Origin of the sequence: Nocardia sp. NPDC058640 (assembly GCF_042716995.1) — a bacterium.
Lineage (GTDB): Bacteria > Actinomycetota > Actinomycetes > Mycobacteriales > Mycobacteriaceae > Nocardia.
This window is the reverse complement of the sequence record NZ_JBHXRG010000001.1, coordinates 16,595-32,329: the sequence shown is the minus strand read 5'-3', so window position 1 is coordinate 32,329 and position 15,735 is coordinate 16,595. Positions and strand designations below refer to the sequence as shown.

Genomic DNA, 15,735 nt, shown 5'->3' with positions numbered 1-15,735 from the left:
AACACCCCTGACCCGCACTCGCACCATCGGGACCACCTGACAGAATCGACGCGGTGACAACGCCCGAACTCGACTCCGATGGCCGCCGATACCGCGGCGCGGCTCCCGGGCAACGCCAACTCGAGCGCCGCACCCGGCTGATCGAGGCGGCCACGCAGGCCTTCGGCACCGACGGCTACCGCAACACCACGGTCATCACCATCTGCGCGACGGCCGGGGTGGGGAAACGGTATTTCTACGAATCCTTCACCGACAGTGAGGATTTGCTGCTCGAGGTCTTCCGCGAAATCGTGGCACGCATGCTCGAATCCATCCACGTGGGCCTGCGCGACGCCGACGCCGACCCCGAGACCCAGATCCGCAGCGCCCTCACCGCCTACTTCCAACTCATCCACGAAGACCCCCGAGTCCCCCGCATCGGCTTCTTCGAAATCCTGGGCGTGAGCCCCACGGTCGACCGCGCCTACCAGGACATGCTCGACGCCCTGGTCAACATCCTGCTGGCCCTGGTCACCCCCCACGTAGACCTGGAAACCCACCCCGCCGTCAGCGTGCGCACCGTGTTGTTCGGCCTGGTCGGCGCGATCGTGGTCATCGCCCAGAAATGGGTCCTCGACGAATACCGCCAGCCGCAAGACGATGTGGTGGACAGTGCGTGCCTGGTGGTCGGCGCGGTGTTGGCACGCATCGGCTCGAAAACGAACTAAGCCGGTACCCGCATCGTCGCGAGTACCGGCCCGGTCCTACACCGATGATCAGCGGAACCAGCTGTCCATCCGCATCACGGTGTGCTTGCTCCCCCGCACCCGCACCTTCCCGGTCGCCAACAGGTGCAGGCCGTTGGATTGCCGGGCGATCAACCGCAGGAACACGGTATCGCTCATGGTGAGGGTGACATTGGGCCGCTGCCCGGACGGTCCGGGCACGACCGCGCACGTTCCGCCCACCACGTGCATGTCCCACAGATCGGGCCCGCTGCCGATCGCCCAGCGCACGACCACATCGACCTTGGCCGTTTTCGCGACATCGACACTGACACAGCACAGTTCGAAGATCCGCTCGAACAACATCCGGCGCAGCACCGGCTCGTCGAGCAGCTCGACGAGCTCGGTGTCGGTGGACCGCAGGACCAGCTCCCGGAACTGCGCCTCGGTGATCTCCGGGGTCATGACGGCACCCGAATCCGGTCCATCAGCCGCGTCCCGACCGGACCGAGCACCCGCTGATAGCCTGCCCCGAACACGCGCTGGGTCAGGTCGATCAGCCACGCGTCGCGCCCGATCAGCACGCGCGAACGGCCCGCGCGCACGCCGGCGAAGATCGTCGCCGCGGCCGAGTGCGCCGACACCCCTGGATCACGGTCGAACGCCGCGGCCAGCACATCGACGTCGATGTCGGCGGCCGCGCTCGAGTTCCGTACCAGGGCGGTCTTGACACCGCCCGGACACACGCAGGTGACCTGCACGGGCTGGTGCTGTGCGCGCAGTTCCATTCGCAGGGCCTCGGTGAACCCGCGTACCGCGAACTTCGCGGCACAGTAGGCGCCTTGCCCAGGGAAGGCCGCCAGCCCGAACACACTGGAGACATTGACCAGATGCCCGTCGCCCGAGGCGATCAGGTGCGGCAGGAACGCCTTGGTCCCGTTGACCACGCCCCAGAAGTTCACGTCCATGACCCGCTCGAGGTCGGCGAACTCCGTGCGTTCGATCTCGCCGGTGAACGAGACGCCGGCATTGTTGATCACCACGTGCACGGCACCGAATCTCTGCGCGACGTCCGCCGCCCAGCCGAACACGCCGCTGCGATCGGTGACGTCGATAACGCGTGCGCTCACCTCCGCGCCGAGGTTGCGTGTTTGCCGCACAGTCTGTTCCAGCCCGGCACCGTCGAGATCGGCCAGCGCCAGCCGAGCACCCGCGTCGGCGAACCGCAGGGCCAGCGCCTGCCCGATCCCCGAGCCGGCGCCCGTGACGACAACGGTGCGGCCCGCGAATTGCCTCATCGCACTCCCACCGGGGGCAACGGCGGCGCGATGATCCGCGCGCCACGAGCGGGCGCGAACGCGACATGCTTGGACGTGGCGGGCTCGGGCCGGGGGCGATCGGTGGTGATCGCGCGCCGCGACAGCACCACCCGCAGTACTTCGACCGCCTCCATCATCGCGAAATTGGCTCCGACACATCGCCGCGCGCCACCGCCGAACGGCGCCCAGGTCGAGGTCGGGATATCGCTGCCGAGAAACCGTTGCGGCCGGAACCGGTCGGGTTCGGGATGGTGGGTTGGATCGTTCTGCATCACGCCGATCATCGGCATCACGGTGGCGCCCTTGGCAAGTCGGAACCCCGCCAGCTCCACATCGGTGGTCAACGTCCAGGTGACCTCGAAGATCACCGGATGCATCCGCAGCGACTCCTTCACCATCGCCTCCAGGTAGGCGGTGTCGTCGCCGCACGCCGCGGCGGTGGCCGTGCGTGCCGCCTCCGGGTCGCGGGCCAGTTCGTGCAGCGCCCACGCCAGGCCGGTCGCGGTGGTCTCGTGACCCGCGATCAACAGGGTGACCAGCTGATCGCGGATCTCGACATCGGCAAGCCGTTCGTCGGCGTCGCTTGCGATGAGCAACCGCGACAGCACATCGGTGCGCTGGGCCAGATCGGGCTCACCGCGGCGCCGGGCGATCACCCGATAGATGAGTTCGTCGATCTCGCCGAGCAATCGCATCGCCCGCTGCCACGGTCCGAACCGCCGCGCGGCAGGCACATTGAGCCCCATCAGGATCGCCAGGTCCATGTCGAGCAGTCGGCCCAGCAGGGTGCGCAGCTGATCGAACTCGGGACCTTCCGCGAGTCCGAAGGTCACGCGCGACATGATGTCGAGAGTCAATTCCCGCATCCTGTCGTGACTTTCGAACGGTGTGGCCATCGGCCAACTGTCGACCTCGGCGATGGTCAGGTCGCGCACCACGTCGAGGTAGCTGCGCACCGCGCTGCGGCTGAACAGCGGGGTCATCAGCTTGCGCAGGCGCTTGTGGTCGGCGCCGTCGACCATGAACACCGAACGGTCGCCCATGACGGGAGCCAGCACCCGATTGCCTTCTCCCGCATCGAATGTCGACGGTGGGGCGGCGAACATCGCGGCGATGTGGGCCGGGTCGTAGAGCAGCACGACCTTGCGCCAGGGGTAGATGTCCATCGAGATGACGTCGCCGAACTTCGTGCGCAACTGCGGTGCCCAGCGGTGTCGCCACCAGTTGAACACCACGGTCTGCACCACGGCGGGCAGCCACGGGCCGGGCGGGGTGGCCAGGTCGGTCGCGTGATCGGACTCGATTGTCTGCATCAGCATCAGATTTCGCCTTTCGTCCGGCGCGGTCACGCGAGGAACAGCCCGTGCTGTTCCATCTCGCCGATGCACTTGGCGAAGGCATCGGCGATGTGGTCGAGGTCGTCGGTGGTGTGCGCGGCGTTCAGGAACAGCCCGTGCAACTCGGGGAAGTACACGCCGTACTTGCGCATGTAGTAGCACAGCGCCAGGCTGGCTTTGATGTTCGTGCCGGCGATCTTGTCGCGCACCAGCTTGGGGCTGGCGTAGTCGAAGGCGATATTGAACATCGAGTGCGAGCCCTTGAGCTTGCAGGCGATGCCCAGTTCGTCTGCGGCAGCACCCATGTCGCGCAGTAGACGCTGGGTCTTGGCGTCGAGTTCGGGGTAGATCTCGCGGTGGTCGCCCAGATACTGCAGCACCGCGTGGCCCGCCGCGGTGGTGATGGAATTGCCGCTCATGGTGCCGCCGACGAACGCGCGCTCGTCGACGTCGCGGAACGGATCACCGGTCGTGCGACCGGATTCCATCACCTCGGGCGTGCCGACCACCGCGCCACAGGGCAACCCGCCGCCGATGATCTTGCCCAGCGCTGTGAGGTCGGGGCGCACGCCCGCCAGGTGTTGGGCGCCGCCGAAGTGCACCCGGAATCCGGTGACCACCTCGTCGAACACCAGCACGATGCCGTGCCGCGTGCAGGTTTCGCGCAACTGGGCGAGGAACTGCGCATCGTAGGTCAGTGTCGCGCCCGGCATGGGTTCGATGATCACCGCGGCCAGTTCGTGTGCGTGCGCGGCGATCGTGTCGAACGCCGAGGGGTGCCCGTATTGCAGCAGCACCGTGCCGTCGGTGACCGCACGCTGCGCGCCGGCCGAATTGATCGGTTCCGGTTGGTATTTCGAGCCGCTGAACACGAACCAGGAACTCACGGTGCCCTGATCGGAGAAGCCGTGATAGTGCCCTTCGAACTTGGCGACCCGGTCGCGCCCGGTGCGCGCCCTGGCGATGCGCAACGCCACCTGCACCGCCTCGGTGCCCGAATTGCACAGCACCACATTGGTCAGCGGGTCGAACGCCTGCGCGATGATCTCGGCCAGGCGCAGTTCGTCACGGTTACCCATCGCGTTGACCGAACCCTTGGCCGCGGCCCGCTGGATCGCCTCGACGGCCACCTCGGGGGCGTAGCCGAGAATGTGCGGTCCGTAACCGCAGGACAGGTCGATGTATTCGTTGCCGTCGATATCGCGGACCTTCGAACCCTTGGCCTCGTCGATGATCATCGGGAACTGGCTGGGCATCACATACCGATCCAGGTGGGTCGGTGCGATCAACGCCCGCGTGGTGTCGTTCTTGACCGCCATCGACTGCGGGCTCATCGTGCCGATCACCTCCTCGAACTCGGCCTGCAGTTCGGCGTTCATGTACGGGGAGTATTTGTCGTTGAACCGGCGCGCGTTGGCCCAGATGTCGATCTCGGGGTCGATCACGGTCACGAAACCCTCGCCGGTGAGGAAGGCCAGCGACAGCAGGGTGAACCGCGTGGTGGGTCGGGCGCCGTAGCGGTTGAGCAGGGTGCTGGCGTCGTCGAAGAACGACATCGTCGACCAGCGTTCGGTCTGCTCACGGAAGTGATGGGCCAAGATGCCCGACAGTTCCTTCGCGTATTCCGCCCAGTGCTGGTCGAGGGTGCCACGCTCGGCGATGAACGCCTTGGTGAACCGGTCGACCGCCTGATCCCATTCCTGCCGGGTGCACGCGAAGTAGAACGCGGCCAGCGCCCACTTGTCGTCTTCGCCGAGTTCGCCGACCAGGCCGAAGTCGATCATCACGATCTCGCCGCCCTCGCGGAACATCACATTGCCCGGATGCGGGTCGACGTGGAACAGCCCGTGGAAGTAGGCCATCGTGTCGAAGACGTCCTGCAGCCGCCGGGCCAGCTCGGGCCGGTGTTCGTCGGCGATCCGGTCGACCTGCTCGCCGGAGATGCCCTCCATGAACTCCATCACCAGCACCCGCTCGGTGGAGTACTGCTCGTACACCCGAGGCACTCGCAGGAAGGGGTGGGCGGTGAAGTTCTCGGCCACGGCCTGCTGACGTCCGGCCTCGGCGCGCATATCGCACTGCCCGGTGAGGAAGGGTCGCAGTTCGGAGAACAGCGCGGGTCCGTCGAGCTTGCGCACGGCGGGGACCAGCCGGTGCGCGGTGCCCAACAGCACGCCGAGCACCGCGGCGCTGGCCTTGAGCTGTTCGGGCACCCCGCGCTTGACCACCTTGATCGCGACGGTCTCACCTGTTCGCAGCACCGCCTTGTGCACCTGGGCCACCGAGCCCACTGCCACCGGTCGCCAGTCGAATTCGGCGAACAGCTCGGTCACCGGCGCGCGCAGATTCAGCCGCAGCGTCTGTTCCAGGTCGGCCCGGTCCATGGGCTCGAGGCCGGAGAAGAAGTCACGGAACTCGTCGGTGGCGTCCTTGGTGAGCAGCCCGGTCTGGGTGCCGAGCACCTGGCCTGCCTTCACATACAGCGGGCCCATGCGCAGCAGGTAGTCACGCAGCAGCCGGGCGGCGGCTTTCTGATCGTGGTCGCGGCGCGCGGCGCCCAACACGTAGCGGGAACCGTAGAAGCCGGTCCACAGCAGCAGCCTGCCCGCTTCGATGACGGCGAGCGCGGGCTTGGCCAGTGGGTCGGCGGTGGCGCGAGATTTCTTGCTCATTGTCTAACTCCAGAATTCGGATCGAACCGGTGATCAGGGCAGGCGGTAGGCCGCGCAGGCGGCGACGAAATAGCCGTCGGCGCCCAGGAACAGCGCGTGCGCGGCGTCACCGCGCGGGGTGTCGGCGTGCAGCCACGCCTGGTAGGCGAAAGGCAGTGCGGCACTGTGCGGATCGGCGGGCGCGTCGGGTGTGACGACCCGGTCCACACCCACTGCCGACGCCACCGACTTCGCGAAACCGGGACGAGGTTCGCTCGCCAGCAGCACGCACCGCGCCGGATCCAGTCCCTCCCGTTCCAGGCAGGCGGTGACGGCCTCGACAGCGACGTCGAGGCCCCGGTCGTAGGCCTGTTCGTCGGGGCGTTCGAAGCCGATGACCCGGCATCCCTGCGCGCCCATGGTGGTCAGCGGGAGGTAGCCGACCGGCAGGTCGGGAGCGGTCGTGCGGGCCCGGTAGACCCGCCCGAAACCGGTCTTGTCCGTGGCGGGGGCAACCACTACGGCGGCCGCGCTGGTCAGGTACGGGAAGGTGCTGTCCTCGCGCGCCGAGCCCGACGGGTGCCCTTCGCCGCCCACGATCACCGCCAGGCGCCGACCGCCGGTGCGGAAGATCGCCGAGGTAACTTCCATCGCGTCGAGGAATCCGCACGGGCCGTTCATCAGATCGAACGACAGCGCGGGCTGCGCCTGGCCTTCATACAGCGGATTGATGTCGGACTTCTTCTGGATCAACGCCGCGATCGCGGGCTCGACGATATTGTCGTCGCGGTGGATTCCGGTATTGATGAGCAGATCGACGTCGTCGACGTCGATGCCGCCCGCGGTCAGCGCTTCGCCGACCGCTATCGCCGATCGGTCCACCGAACCGCCACCACGCGATTCACCGACCGTGGTCGCGGAAGTAATCGAAATACGCATGTGTGGTCAACTCCCCAGAGCGGAAATACGAACGGACATGTGGCCGTAGACCATTCCCGATGCCGACGGAACGATCAGAACGGTGGAACCGGGCGTGATCGTGCCGCGCTTCAGGTGGTCGTGCAGGGCGACGAAATGTGAGGTGGACGCGGTATTTCCGTATTTCTCCAGCACGGTGAGACTTTCCGGCGCCGGAAGTCCTGATTCGCGTTCGAGCAGGGCGTTGATGTAATCCAGTGCCCTGGTGCTGAATTGGTGATGAATGATGAAATCGAGCTGCTCGGCTTCGATCCGGCTACCACGCTCGCGCAGGTAGTCCAGATACCAGACGATGCCCTGCAGATACCGCTGCTCGGTGTGCATCGACTTGTTGTCGGTGTACATCGCCAGGCCCTGGCTGGTCCGGCTCGGCCCGCCGATGCAGAACTCCGCGTACGACGAGGAGGTCATGAGGTCGACGTATTCGATGCGATCGGCATCGTCGACGGCGCGGTCCAGCAGCACACACGCCCCCGCGTCGCCCACCGACAGCGAGGCGAACTGCGGATCGTACTTCTCGCTGATCTCGCGCACCGCGGTCGCGGCGATCGGGGTGATCTGCTCACCGCTGACCACGATGCCGGTGCGAGCTATTCCCGCGCGAATCATCCGGTCCAGCAGCATGATCGAGGTCACCATGCCCGCACAGGCATTGCCGATATCGAAGGCCACCGCGTGTTCGGCGCCGATATCCTCGGCCAGCACCGCCGCGAACGACGGCTCCATGCTGTAATGCCCCCGTCCACGGGTTCGGGTGATCGATGCCGAAATCACGACGTCGATCTCCGATGGGGTGTAGCGCGACCGCGACAGGCAGTCGTCGATCGCGCGCCGGGCCAGCGTGAACGAGTCCTCATAGCCGGCATCGCTGTCGTCGTACACGCGCCTTTCCCGCACTCCGGTGAGTGCTTCCAGCGGCGGCGGGTTGTCGGTGTCCAATTGGGCGATCAGCTCATCGGTGCTGACGACTTTCGAGGGGAGATATGTCCCCAGCGATTCGATTCTGGTGTGGGTGTCTGTTATCGAAGGCATTTCGTTCGGCTCCATTTTCGAGTTGGCGCAGAAATGTCTGGAATTGATCCTTCAATACGAAACTACGGTCCGTCAATGCGCGGACCTCCGGTATCGCCGCGAAATACTCGCGCTCGAATACACGGACCGAAACTTGCGTGAATTCGGCGTGAATCGAAAGTCGTTCGAATTGCCGGGAAAGTCAGTCGGTTCGGTCCTCGAGCCGGCCGCCGACCTGGTCCGCGAAACGCTGCCAGGAGTGGGCGTTGTGCTTGGCCACCTCCAGGATCAGGTTGAGGCAGTGTTGCGGGAGCTGGTCGGCGAGGTCGGTGGATTCCGCGGTCGACTTGGGTACGGCGTCGAGCCAGCGCAGCAGTTGCCTGCCGCTCTCCGACAGTCGCAGCGACGGGTCGCGGCGCAGATTGTCGATCACCGTCGGCCCCGAACGCGGTGTGGCCGTTGGCTTTACGGGCGCGCGCCGGGATTGATCGGGCACGGGCTCGTCCTCGGGAACGACCACGGGGGGACCCGGCTTCGCTGTCGGCAGCGCGCGTACTCGCCCGTCGCGTCCCAGCCGGCCGGTCGACTGGGGAATTTCCCCACTCGTGCGGCGACGGATGACGCCCACCGTCTTGTGGTCCAACCCTGTCACGGTCGCGATCCGCCGGTCCGACCACACCGGATACATCGCGACCAGCCGCAATGCCGCGGCCTTGCGGTCCTTCAACGACAGCGGTAGACCGTGATCGGAATTCGATTCCACGGCGAGCACGAAGGCTTCCTCGACGCTGCCTTCGAAAAAGCGTGCCGTGATCGTGCGCGCACCCTTCGACCGCGCCGCGTGCAGCCGGTGCAAACCGTCGATCACCTGCATTGTGCCACGATGGACCAGAATCGGCGGCAACCCGGAATCGACCTGCGCCAGCATCTGCGCGTGCTCGATATTCACCGCCCGTACATGCAGGAATTCACCGGTATCGATCATCGCGAGCGGAATATCCACCACGGTGCGCGAAATCCCCACTCGGGACAGTCGTGCGGAATTGTCGGCCCCGGCGGTCTTCGGGGGAATTTGGGCAGCAGAGTTTCCGTTCATCACACAATCCTCGAATCGTGGTGGCACGCAGAGGCCCGAACGAAACCGGAACCACGATGTGCCGAACGATGTCGGGCCGCCCGACAAGAGAATTATTGCATGATGGTAACGCCGACGACAATGCCACCAGCGCTCCGGACGCCGCCTATTTCCAGCGTCCGGAGCCGGGCGTTATGGATATTACGGAAGGCGTTTGCCGCGCCGTGTCGGGAACCACCAATTCCAGCGCCCGAATATCTGCATCAGGGCCGGGACCAGCATCAACCGGACGATGATCGCGTCGATGGCCACCGCCACTGCCAGGGCGAACCCGATTTGTTTGTCTTCCATCACATGCGCGGTGACGAAGCTACCGAATACCACCACCATGATCGCGGCCGCGGCGGTGATCGGTCGTGCGGTATGGGCCAAACCGGCCGCGACCGCGGATTTGTTGTCGCCGTCGCGATCCCAATATTCCTTGATTCGACCGATCAGGAATACCTCGTAATCCATCGATAACCCGAACAGCACCGCGAAGACAACTGTTGGCAAGAATACTTGAATGAATCCGCGGCTGGTGAAGTCGAACAGCGATTCACCCAGCCCCCATTGGAACACCGCGACGGTGATGCCCATCGCGGCCCCGATCGCGAGCAGATTCATCACGATCGCCTCGAGCGGCAACAGCACGCTGCGGAATACCACGATCAGAAACAGCAGCGAGCTGGCCAGTACCAACCCGAATACCAGTGGCGATTTATCCTTGATCTCGCGGGAGAAGTCGACGTATTCCGCCGTTTCGCCACCGACCCGGATGACCGGACCGCCATAGGCGGTGACCATCCTGGCGTCCTTGCGGATCGACTCGACCAGCGCCGTGGCCTCCGGCGAATCGAACGGCACCCGCAGGATCACCGTCGCGACCACCCGGCCGTCGGCTTCCTCCGGGATCACCGACGAAATGCGGCTGTCCTTCGACAGTTTCGCGGCGAAGTTCTCCAGCCGCTGCCCGTGCGTCTCGGTCATCGGACCGTCACCCGGTGCGGTGGCCACGATCTGCACCGGCGCGAGCAGTCCGCTGGCGAACTTCTGCTCCACCAGCTCGGTCGCCCGGCCCGAGGGTTCCTCCGACAGCGCGGCCGCGCCCGCGTCGACGCCGAACTTCACCCCGACCAGCGGCGCCGCGGAGAGCACCAGCAGGCCGATCGCGGCGGCGGCGAACAGGATCGGCTTGCGCATGGTCATGCGCGCCCAGCGCTGCCACACCCCGGCGGGCTGGTCGGGCTGGATGTCGGGCGGGGTGAACTTCGCCGGCAGCGCGCCCTTGTTGATTCGGGTGCCGAGGCCCGCCATGACCGCGGGCAGCAGGGTCAGCGAGACCAGCAGCGCCGCGGTCACCGACGCGGCGACACCGCCCGCGACCGCGCGGAAGATGGGTACTCGCACCACGAACAGCGCGCCCAGCGAGATCATCACGATCAATCCCGATGCCGCGATGGTGCGACCAGTGGTGTCCATCGTCGCACCGACCGCGCGCCGCACGCTCGCGCGGTCACCGCCGCCTGTTGCCAGTTCTTCCCGGAATCTGCTGACCAGGAACATCGAGTAGTCGATGCCGACACCGGTGCCGATCATCGTCGCGATCGCGAGCACCAGCGTGTCGAAGTGCATCACCTGCGACAGCAGGTAGATCAACCCGTAAGCCCCCGCGATCCCCGCCAGGGCCATGCCGACCGGGACCACTGCCGCGATCAGCGCCCCCATGGCCAGTACCAGCAGCAGCAGGGCCACCGGCAGTCCGATCAACTCGGCCTTGGTGGTGTCTTCCACGCCGATGCGCACCTGATCGTTCTGCATCGGCGAGTGGCCGGTGAGCCCGACGGTCACCGGGCCCGCCTTGTGCTCGGATACCTTCTGCGCCAAGTCTTTCGCGATCTGTGCGCGCCGATCGGCCGAGCCGAGCAGACCCACGATCGCGATCGCGGTGCGGCGGTCGGTCGAGATCAGCGCGGCAGGCGCGTCGTCGAACGGCCCGACGACCTCTGAAACTCCTTGTGTGGCACGCACTTTCGTCAGCATATCGCCAACGACCGCTCGATACTGCGCACTGTCGGTCGTGAACTGCCCCGAGTCGAAGACAACGACGTCCTGCTCGGCGCCGATGGCCGGGAAGTGCTGGGACACCACCCGCCGCGCTTCCGCGGACTGTGCCGCGTCGACGGTGAAATCCGGTGCGCGCAAACGGTGTTCGAGCAGCGGCATGCTCACCGCGCAGGCCGCCAGCACCAGTGCCCACATCGCCAGAGTCAGGCGCCAGTGCGCGGCGAGGAACACCCCCCAGCGATGGGCCACGCTCGGCCGCTGAGGTGGCGACGCATCAGGCTTCGGTCTGGTTTGCACTTGCGTCATGGACCCGCCTCCAAGCTGGCAGTGACTGTCAGATATTCCTGAGCTTAGGCAGTGTCGCGCCATCCTGCAAGTCACTTTCCGTTTTTCGGGTTGCGAGATAGGCTTGCCGGATGCCTCCGACACAGCCGAGTGAGCCCACCTCCGCGTGGGGACGCAAGAAACTGCACGCCATGCGCGAGATCCAGCGGTCGGCACTGGATCTGTTCGACGAGTTCGGCTTTCGCAACGTCACCGTCGAACAGGTCGCGGCGGCGTCCAAGGTGTCGCCGAGCTCGATCTACCGCTACTTCAGCACCAAAGAAGCGCTCATCCTGTGGGACGAGCACGACCCCAAACTCATCGAATTGCTCAGCCAGGACGGCGAAACCGTGGTCTCGGTCGCCGAGTTCATCGAACTGATCCGCGCCGCGGCGCCCATGCTGGTGGACGACCTGGCCGCCGACGAGGAGCGCATTCGCCGCCGGATGCGGTACGTCGCCAGCGAGCCCGATGTCCGCGACGGATTGTCCAGGCAGACAAGAGAACTCGAGGAAGTGCTGCGCCACGCCATCGCCGCGCGCATCGGCCGCCGGGCCGACGAACTCGAGATCCGCCTGCTCGCGGCCACGCTGGCATGGGGGTTCGACGCCGCGCTCGACCACTGGGGATCGACCGATTTCGAACAGCCGTTGCGGTACGAACTCGCCTACATCCTCGAGGCGCTGACCCGCAGCGCCGAGGCGATCCTGGGCTTCGAACACTCGCCACCGTCCTGAAAGTCACTTGCACAAGCCTCGTGCCCACGTATAGTCGAACGAAACTGACAGTCACTGTCTGATTTGCCACGACTAGGCGATCACGGAGGTTCCAGCGATGACGAAGATCTTGGTTCTGGGGGGCGCGGGACAGATGGGGCGCGTGGCCGCCCGCGCACTCGCCGGGCAGCACGAGCTGGTGGTGACCGACCTCGACGCGCGAGTGGCAGGCCGGGTGGCCGCCTCGATAGGGCCCACGGTCGCCGGGCGCGGGCTCGACGTCACCGACGCCGCCGCACTGCGCGCCGCCCTGAACGCCTGCGACCTGGTCGTGAACACCGTCGGCCCGTACTACCGATTCGGGATGCCGATCCTGACCGCGGCGATCGAGGCGGGCTGCGATTACATCGACATCTGCGACGACTGGGAGCCGACGCTGACCATGCTCGACCTGCGCGAACGCGCCCGAGACGCGGGCGTCGTCGCGCTGGTGGGGATGGGCGCCAGCCCCGGCGTCGCGAATCTGCTCGCGGTCACCGCGGCCCGTGAACTCGACAGCGTCGACAGTGTGATCACCGCGTGGAGCGGCACCGACGCGGGGACCGCGCACGACAGCGATGCGGGCGGGCGGGCACCGGGGGCGGCCTACCTGCACGCGATCCGACAGATCACCGGCACGATCCGGGTCACCCGCGAGGGCGAACTCGTCGACCGGCCCGCGCTCGAGCGGGTCGACATCGACTACCCCGGACTCGGCGCGGGCGTCGGCTGGAGTTTCGGGCATCCCGAGGCCGTCACCCTGCATCGCGCGATGCCCGAGCTGCGCGACAACACCAACGTGATCACCGGCGGTCGGGCCCTGTACGCGCTGTGCCGCGGGTTGCGGATGTCGGTGGATCGCAAGCTGCTCAGCGTCGACCGGGCCGCGCGCGTGGCCGCACGGGTGGTGTCGATGCTGCCGCCCGGCAACCTCGGCGACGGAGTACTGCCGCCGTTGTTCGCCATGGTCACCGGTCGGCGAGATGGCGAACCGGCCACTGTCGCAACGGCTCTGGCCCAGGTTCCGGGGCGCGGCATGTCCGACAACACCGGCATTCCGCTGGCCGTCGCGGCGCTGCTGCTCGGGACCCGCGACCGACCGGCCGGGGTGCACACGCCGGAGACGCTGTTCGATCCCGATGAGTTCTTCGCCGCGTTCGCGCCGCACTGCATCGGCAACCCGGCGCCAGCCGCGATGACTGCGACCACTCGCTCATGGGTCGGCGCGCGCGACAATGCCGAGAGTCTGCGGGCGTCGCTACTGACCGGGCTACTCGTGCCGTAGCCACTGGCACCGAACGAATCGCGGCTTCCTGCGTGCCGCCGTATCTGTCGCCGACGATTTCCTCACGCTCCGTCGTCTGTCGCCGACCGATTTCCTCATGCTCCGTTGGTCGACGGCGTTCGCGGGTACTCCGGGAACATGACTACCCACGAGAACCGCCAGCTCGATGAAGTCATCGAGCGGTTGATCATCCGATACCCGACCATCGCCCCCGCCGAGCTCGCCGACATCGTCCACAACGTGTACGACGCGTTCGGCAAGGTGCATATTCGCGACTACGTTCCGTTGCTCGTGGAACATCATGTGAAGGAAGAGCTCGGTCCGCCCACCGGCGAGATCCCGCCCATCCCCAGTTGAGCGGCCCCGCTAGCGTTGACGTAGACCACGCCAACCAACAGGAGGTCCGCATGCCCGATACCGTTCGCGCAATTATCGCCCGCGCGAAGGATGCGCCGGTCGAAACCGTCGACATCGTCGTTCCCGATCCGGGGCCGCACGATGTGGTGGTTCGCGTGCAGGCCTGCGGGGTGTGCCACACCGACCTGCACTACCGCGACGGCGGGATCAACGACGAGTTCCCGTTCCTACTCGGGCACGAGGCCGCCGGTGTGGTGGAAACCGTGGGTGCGGCGGTGACCCATGTGGCGCAGGGCGACTTCGTGGTGTTGAACTGGCGCGCGGTGTGCGGCGAGTGCCGGGCTTGTCGGCGCGGGCGCCCCTGGTACTGCTTCGACACCCACAACGCCAGCGTCCCGATGACGCTGCTCGACGGCACCCCGCTCACCCCCGCACTGGGCGTGGGCGCGTTCGCGGACAAGACCCTCGTGCACGAAAAGCAGTGCACCAAGGTCGATCCCGAGTCCGACCCGGCTGTAGTGGGACTGTTGGGCTGTGGCGTGATGGCCGGCATCGGTGCCGCCATGAACACCGGAAACGTCTCGCGCGGTGACAGTGTCGCGGTGATCGGCTGCGGCGGTGTGGGTGATGCCGCCATCGCGGGCGCGCGACTCGCGGGCGCGGGCACCATCATCGCGATCGACCGCGAACAGCGAAAACTGGACTGGGCCAAGGACTTCGGCGCCACCCACACGATCAACGCGACCAGCGAAGACGTCGTCGAGGCGATCAAGGAACTCACCGACGGTTTCGGTGCCGACGTGGTGATCGACGCGGTCGGCCGCCCCGAAACCTGGCAGCAGGCGTTCTACGGCCGCGACCTGGCGGGCACGGTCGTGCTCGTGGGCGTACCCAACCCCGACATGCAGCTGAACATGCCGCTGATCGACCTGTTCTCGCACGGCGGCGCGCTGAAATCCTCCTGGTACGGCGACTGCCTGCCCGAACGCGACTTCCCGATGTTGGTCGACCTCTACCGCCAGGGCCGGTTGCCGCTGGACCGGTTCGTCACCGAGCGGATCGGCCTCGACGAGGTAGAGCAGGCGTTCACCGCGATGGCCGAAGGTCGCGTGCTGCGTTCGGTGGTGGTCTGGTGACCCGCATCGAAAGAGTCGTCACCTCAGGCACTTTCGCGCTGGACGGCGGCACTTGGGATGTCGACAACAACGTCTGGCTCATCGGTGACGACAACGAAGTCCTGGTCATCGACGCCGCCCACGATGCCGACGCCATCGCCGACGCGGTCGGCGATCGCCAGGTCACCGCGATCCTGTGCACGCACGGCCACAACGACCACGTCACCGTCGCCCCGGAACTGGCCCGACGCTTCGACGCCCCCGTCCTGCTGCACCCCGGCGACGACCCCCTCTGGCGCATGACCCACCCCACCGCCGACTACCGTTCCCTGGCCGACACCCCACGAATCACCGTTGCGGGCACCGACATCGACATCCTGCACACCCCCGGCCACTCCCCCGGCTCGGTCTCCCTGCACATCCCCGACCTGTCCGCCCTGTTCACCGGCGACACCCTGTTCCAAGGCGGCCCCGGCGCCACCGGCCGTTCCTTCTCCGACTTCGACACGATCATCGACTCCATCCGAGACCGCCTGTTCGCCCTGCCCGACAACACCACCGTCCACACCGGCCACGGCGACAGCACCTCCATCGGCACCGAAAAGCCCGCTTTGTCCGATTGGATCGCTCGGGGGCACTGAATCCCTTATTGGGCAATTGATCACCAGGCTTCTGTGCAGAATCCTTCTCGCGCGATGTTTGCGTGAATGCCTGGTGA

Annotated in this window: 14 protein-coding genes; 6 read left to right on the top strand and 8 right to left on the bottom strand. The window is 66.4% G+C overall.

Features of this window, described 5'->3' with window-relative positions; genetic code table 11:
• Nucleotides 1-53: 53 nt before the first annotated feature.
• On the top strand, nucleotides 54-707 hold the full coding sequence (locus ACFWU5_RS00170; protein WP_379265602.1) for a TetR/AcrR family transcriptional regulator: 654 nt from the start codon (nucleotides 54-56) through the stop codon (nucleotides 705-707).
• A gap of 48 nt (nucleotides 708-755) precedes the next feature.
• On the opposite strand, the gene ACFWU5_RS00165 is transcribed toward ACFWU5_RS00170, so the two are convergent.
• The 8 genes from ACFWU5_RS00165 to ACFWU5_RS00130 all read right to left on the bottom strand — a co-directional run bounded on the left by ACFWU5_RS00165 (nucleotide 756) and on the right by ACFWU5_RS00130 (nucleotide 11,430).
• Nucleotides 756-1,169: an SCP2 sterol-binding domain-containing protein gene (locus ACFWU5_RS00165; RefSeq protein ID WP_379265601.1), complete on the bottom strand. Its 414-nt coding sequence runs from the start codon at nucleotides 1,167-1,169 to the stop codon at nucleotides 756-758.
• Entirely contained in the window at nucleotides 1,166-2,002 is an 837-nt protein-coding gene (locus ACFWU5_RS00160) for an SDR family NAD(P)-dependent oxidoreductase (RefSeq protein ID WP_379265600.1), read from the bottom strand. The genes ACFWU5_RS00165 and ACFWU5_RS00160 overlap by 4 nt, the downstream gene beginning before the upstream one ends.
• Nucleotides 1,999-3,342 carry a cytochrome P450 gene (locus tag ACFWU5_RS00155; protein WP_379265599.1) on the bottom strand — a complete coding sequence of 448 codons (1,344 nt, stop codon included), beginning with the start codon at nucleotides 3,340-3,342 and terminating at the stop codon, nucleotides 1,999-2,001. The genes ACFWU5_RS00160 and ACFWU5_RS00155 overlap by 4 nt, the downstream gene beginning before the upstream one ends.
• Before the next feature lie 26 nt (nucleotides 3,343-3,368).
• Nucleotides 3,369-6,032 (bottom strand): aminotransferase class III-fold pyridoxal phosphate-dependent enzyme, encoded by a 2,664-nt coding sequence (locus ACFWU5_RS00150; protein WP_379265597.1) that lies wholly within the window; start codon nucleotides 6,030-6,032, stop codon nucleotides 3,369-3,371.
• A gap of 33 nt (nucleotides 6,033-6,065) precedes the next feature.
• Complete coding sequence (locus tag ACFWU5_RS00145; protein WP_379265596.1) at nucleotides 6,066-6,950, bottom strand: hypothetical protein; 885 nt, start codon at nucleotides 6,948-6,950, stop codon at nucleotides 6,066-6,068.
• A gap of 6 nt (nucleotides 6,951-6,956) precedes the next feature.
• Nucleotides 6,957-8,021, bottom strand: a complete 1,065-nt coding sequence (locus ACFWU5_RS00140; RefSeq protein ID WP_379265595.1) for a 3-oxoacyl-ACP synthase III family protein — start codon at nucleotides 8,019-8,021, stop codon at nucleotides 6,957-6,959.
• A gap of 181 nt (nucleotides 8,022-8,202) precedes the next feature.
• On the bottom strand, nucleotides 8,203-9,096 hold the full coding sequence (locus tag ACFWU5_RS00135) for a ParB N-terminal domain-containing protein (RefSeq protein ID WP_379265594.1): 894 nt from the start codon (nucleotides 9,094-9,096) through the stop codon (nucleotides 8,203-8,205).
• 180 nt (nucleotides 9,097-9,276) lie between these two features.
• Nucleotides 9,277-11,430: an MMPL family transporter gene (locus ACFWU5_RS00130; protein ID WP_379265593.1), complete on the bottom strand. Its 2,154-nt coding sequence runs from the start codon at nucleotides 11,428-11,430 to the stop codon at nucleotides 9,277-9,279.
• A gap of 167 nt (nucleotides 11,431-11,597) precedes the next feature.
• Here ACFWU5_RS00130 and ACFWU5_RS00125 point away from each other — a divergent pair, with 167 nt between their 5' ends.
• From ACFWU5_RS00125 to ACFWU5_RS00105, 5 genes are all read left to right on the top strand, one after another.
• Nucleotides 11,598-12,242, top strand: coding sequence for a TetR/AcrR family transcriptional regulator (locus ACFWU5_RS00125; protein ID WP_379265592.1), 645 nt, complete (start codon nucleotides 11,598-11,600; stop codon nucleotides 12,240-12,242).
• A gap of 97 nt (nucleotides 12,243-12,339) precedes the next feature.
• A complete protein-coding gene (locus tag ACFWU5_RS00120; protein ID WP_379265591.1) occupies nucleotides 12,340-13,545 on the top strand; it encodes a saccharopine dehydrogenase family protein in 1,206 nt (401 codons plus the stop codon).
• 138 nt (nucleotides 13,546-13,683) lie between these two features.
• Complete coding sequence (locus ACFWU5_RS00115) at nucleotides 13,684-13,902, top strand: three-helix bundle dimerization domain-containing protein (RefSeq protein ID WP_379245849.1); 219 nt, start codon at nucleotides 13,684-13,686, stop codon at nucleotides 13,900-13,902.
• Nucleotides 13,903-13,952: 50 nt separating this feature from the next.
• Nucleotides 13,953-15,038 (top strand): S-(hydroxymethyl)mycothiol dehydrogenase, encoded by a 1,086-nt coding sequence (locus tag ACFWU5_RS00110; RefSeq protein ID WP_379265590.1) that lies wholly within the window; start codon nucleotides 13,953-13,955, stop codon nucleotides 15,036-15,038.
• Nucleotides 15,032-15,658 carry an MBL fold metallo-hydrolase gene (locus ACFWU5_RS00105; protein WP_379266187.1) on the top strand — a complete coding sequence of 209 codons (627 nt, stop codon included), beginning with the start codon at nucleotides 15,032-15,034 and terminating at the stop codon, nucleotides 15,656-15,658. Before ACFWU5_RS00110 ends, ACFWU5_RS00105 begins: the two co-directional genes overlap by 7 nt.
• Nucleotides 15,659-15,735 lie beyond the last annotated feature (77 nt).

What these genes read in the sequence shown, in the direction of transcription:
- ACFWU5_RS00140 (WP_379265595.1), bottom strand. Translation starts at nt 8,021, where the DNA reads ATGCCTTCGATAACAGACACCCACACCAGAATCGAATCGCTGGGGACA.
- ACFWU5_RS00145 (WP_379265596.1), bottom strand. Translation starts at nt 6,950, where the DNA reads ATGCGTATTTCGATTACTTCCGCGACCACGGTCGGTGAATCGCGTGGT.
- ACFWU5_RS00120 (WP_379265591.1), top strand. Translation starts at nt 12,340, where the DNA reads ATGACGAAGATCTTGGTTCTGGGGGGCGCGGGACAGATGGGGCGCGTG.
- ACFWU5_RS00165 (WP_379265601.1), bottom strand. Translation starts at nt 1,169, where the DNA reads ATGACCCCGGAGATCACCGAGGCGCAGTTCCGGGAGCTGGTCCTGCGG.
- ACFWU5_RS00150 (WP_379265597.1), bottom strand. Translation starts at nt 6,032, where the DNA reads ATGAGCAAGAAATCTCGCGCCACCGCCGACCCACTGGCCAAGCCCGCG.
- ACFWU5_RS00135 (WP_379265594.1), bottom strand. Translation starts at nt 9,096, where the DNA reads ATGAACGGAAACTCTGCTGCCCAAATTCCCCCGAAGACCGCCGGGGCC.
- ACFWU5_RS00125 (WP_379265592.1), top strand. Translation starts at nt 11,598, where the DNA reads ATGCCTCCGACACAGCCGAGTGAGCCCACCTCCGCGTGGGGACGCAAG.
- ACFWU5_RS00160 (WP_379265600.1), bottom strand. Translation starts at nt 2,002, where the DNA reads ATGAGGCAATTCGCGGGCCGCACCGTTGTCGTCACGGGCGCCGGCTCG.
- ACFWU5_RS00115 (WP_379245849.1), top strand. Translation starts at nt 13,684, where the DNA reads ATGACTACCCACGAGAACCGCCAGCTCGATGAAGTCATCGAGCGGTTG.
- ACFWU5_RS00155 (WP_379265599.1), bottom strand. Translation starts at nt 3,342, where the DNA reads ATGCTGATGCAGACAATCGAGTCCGATCACGCGACCGACCTGGCCACC.
- ACFWU5_RS00110 (WP_379265590.1), top strand. Translation starts at nt 13,953, where the DNA reads ATGCCCGATACCGTTCGCGCAATTATCGCCCGCGCGAAGGATGCGCCG.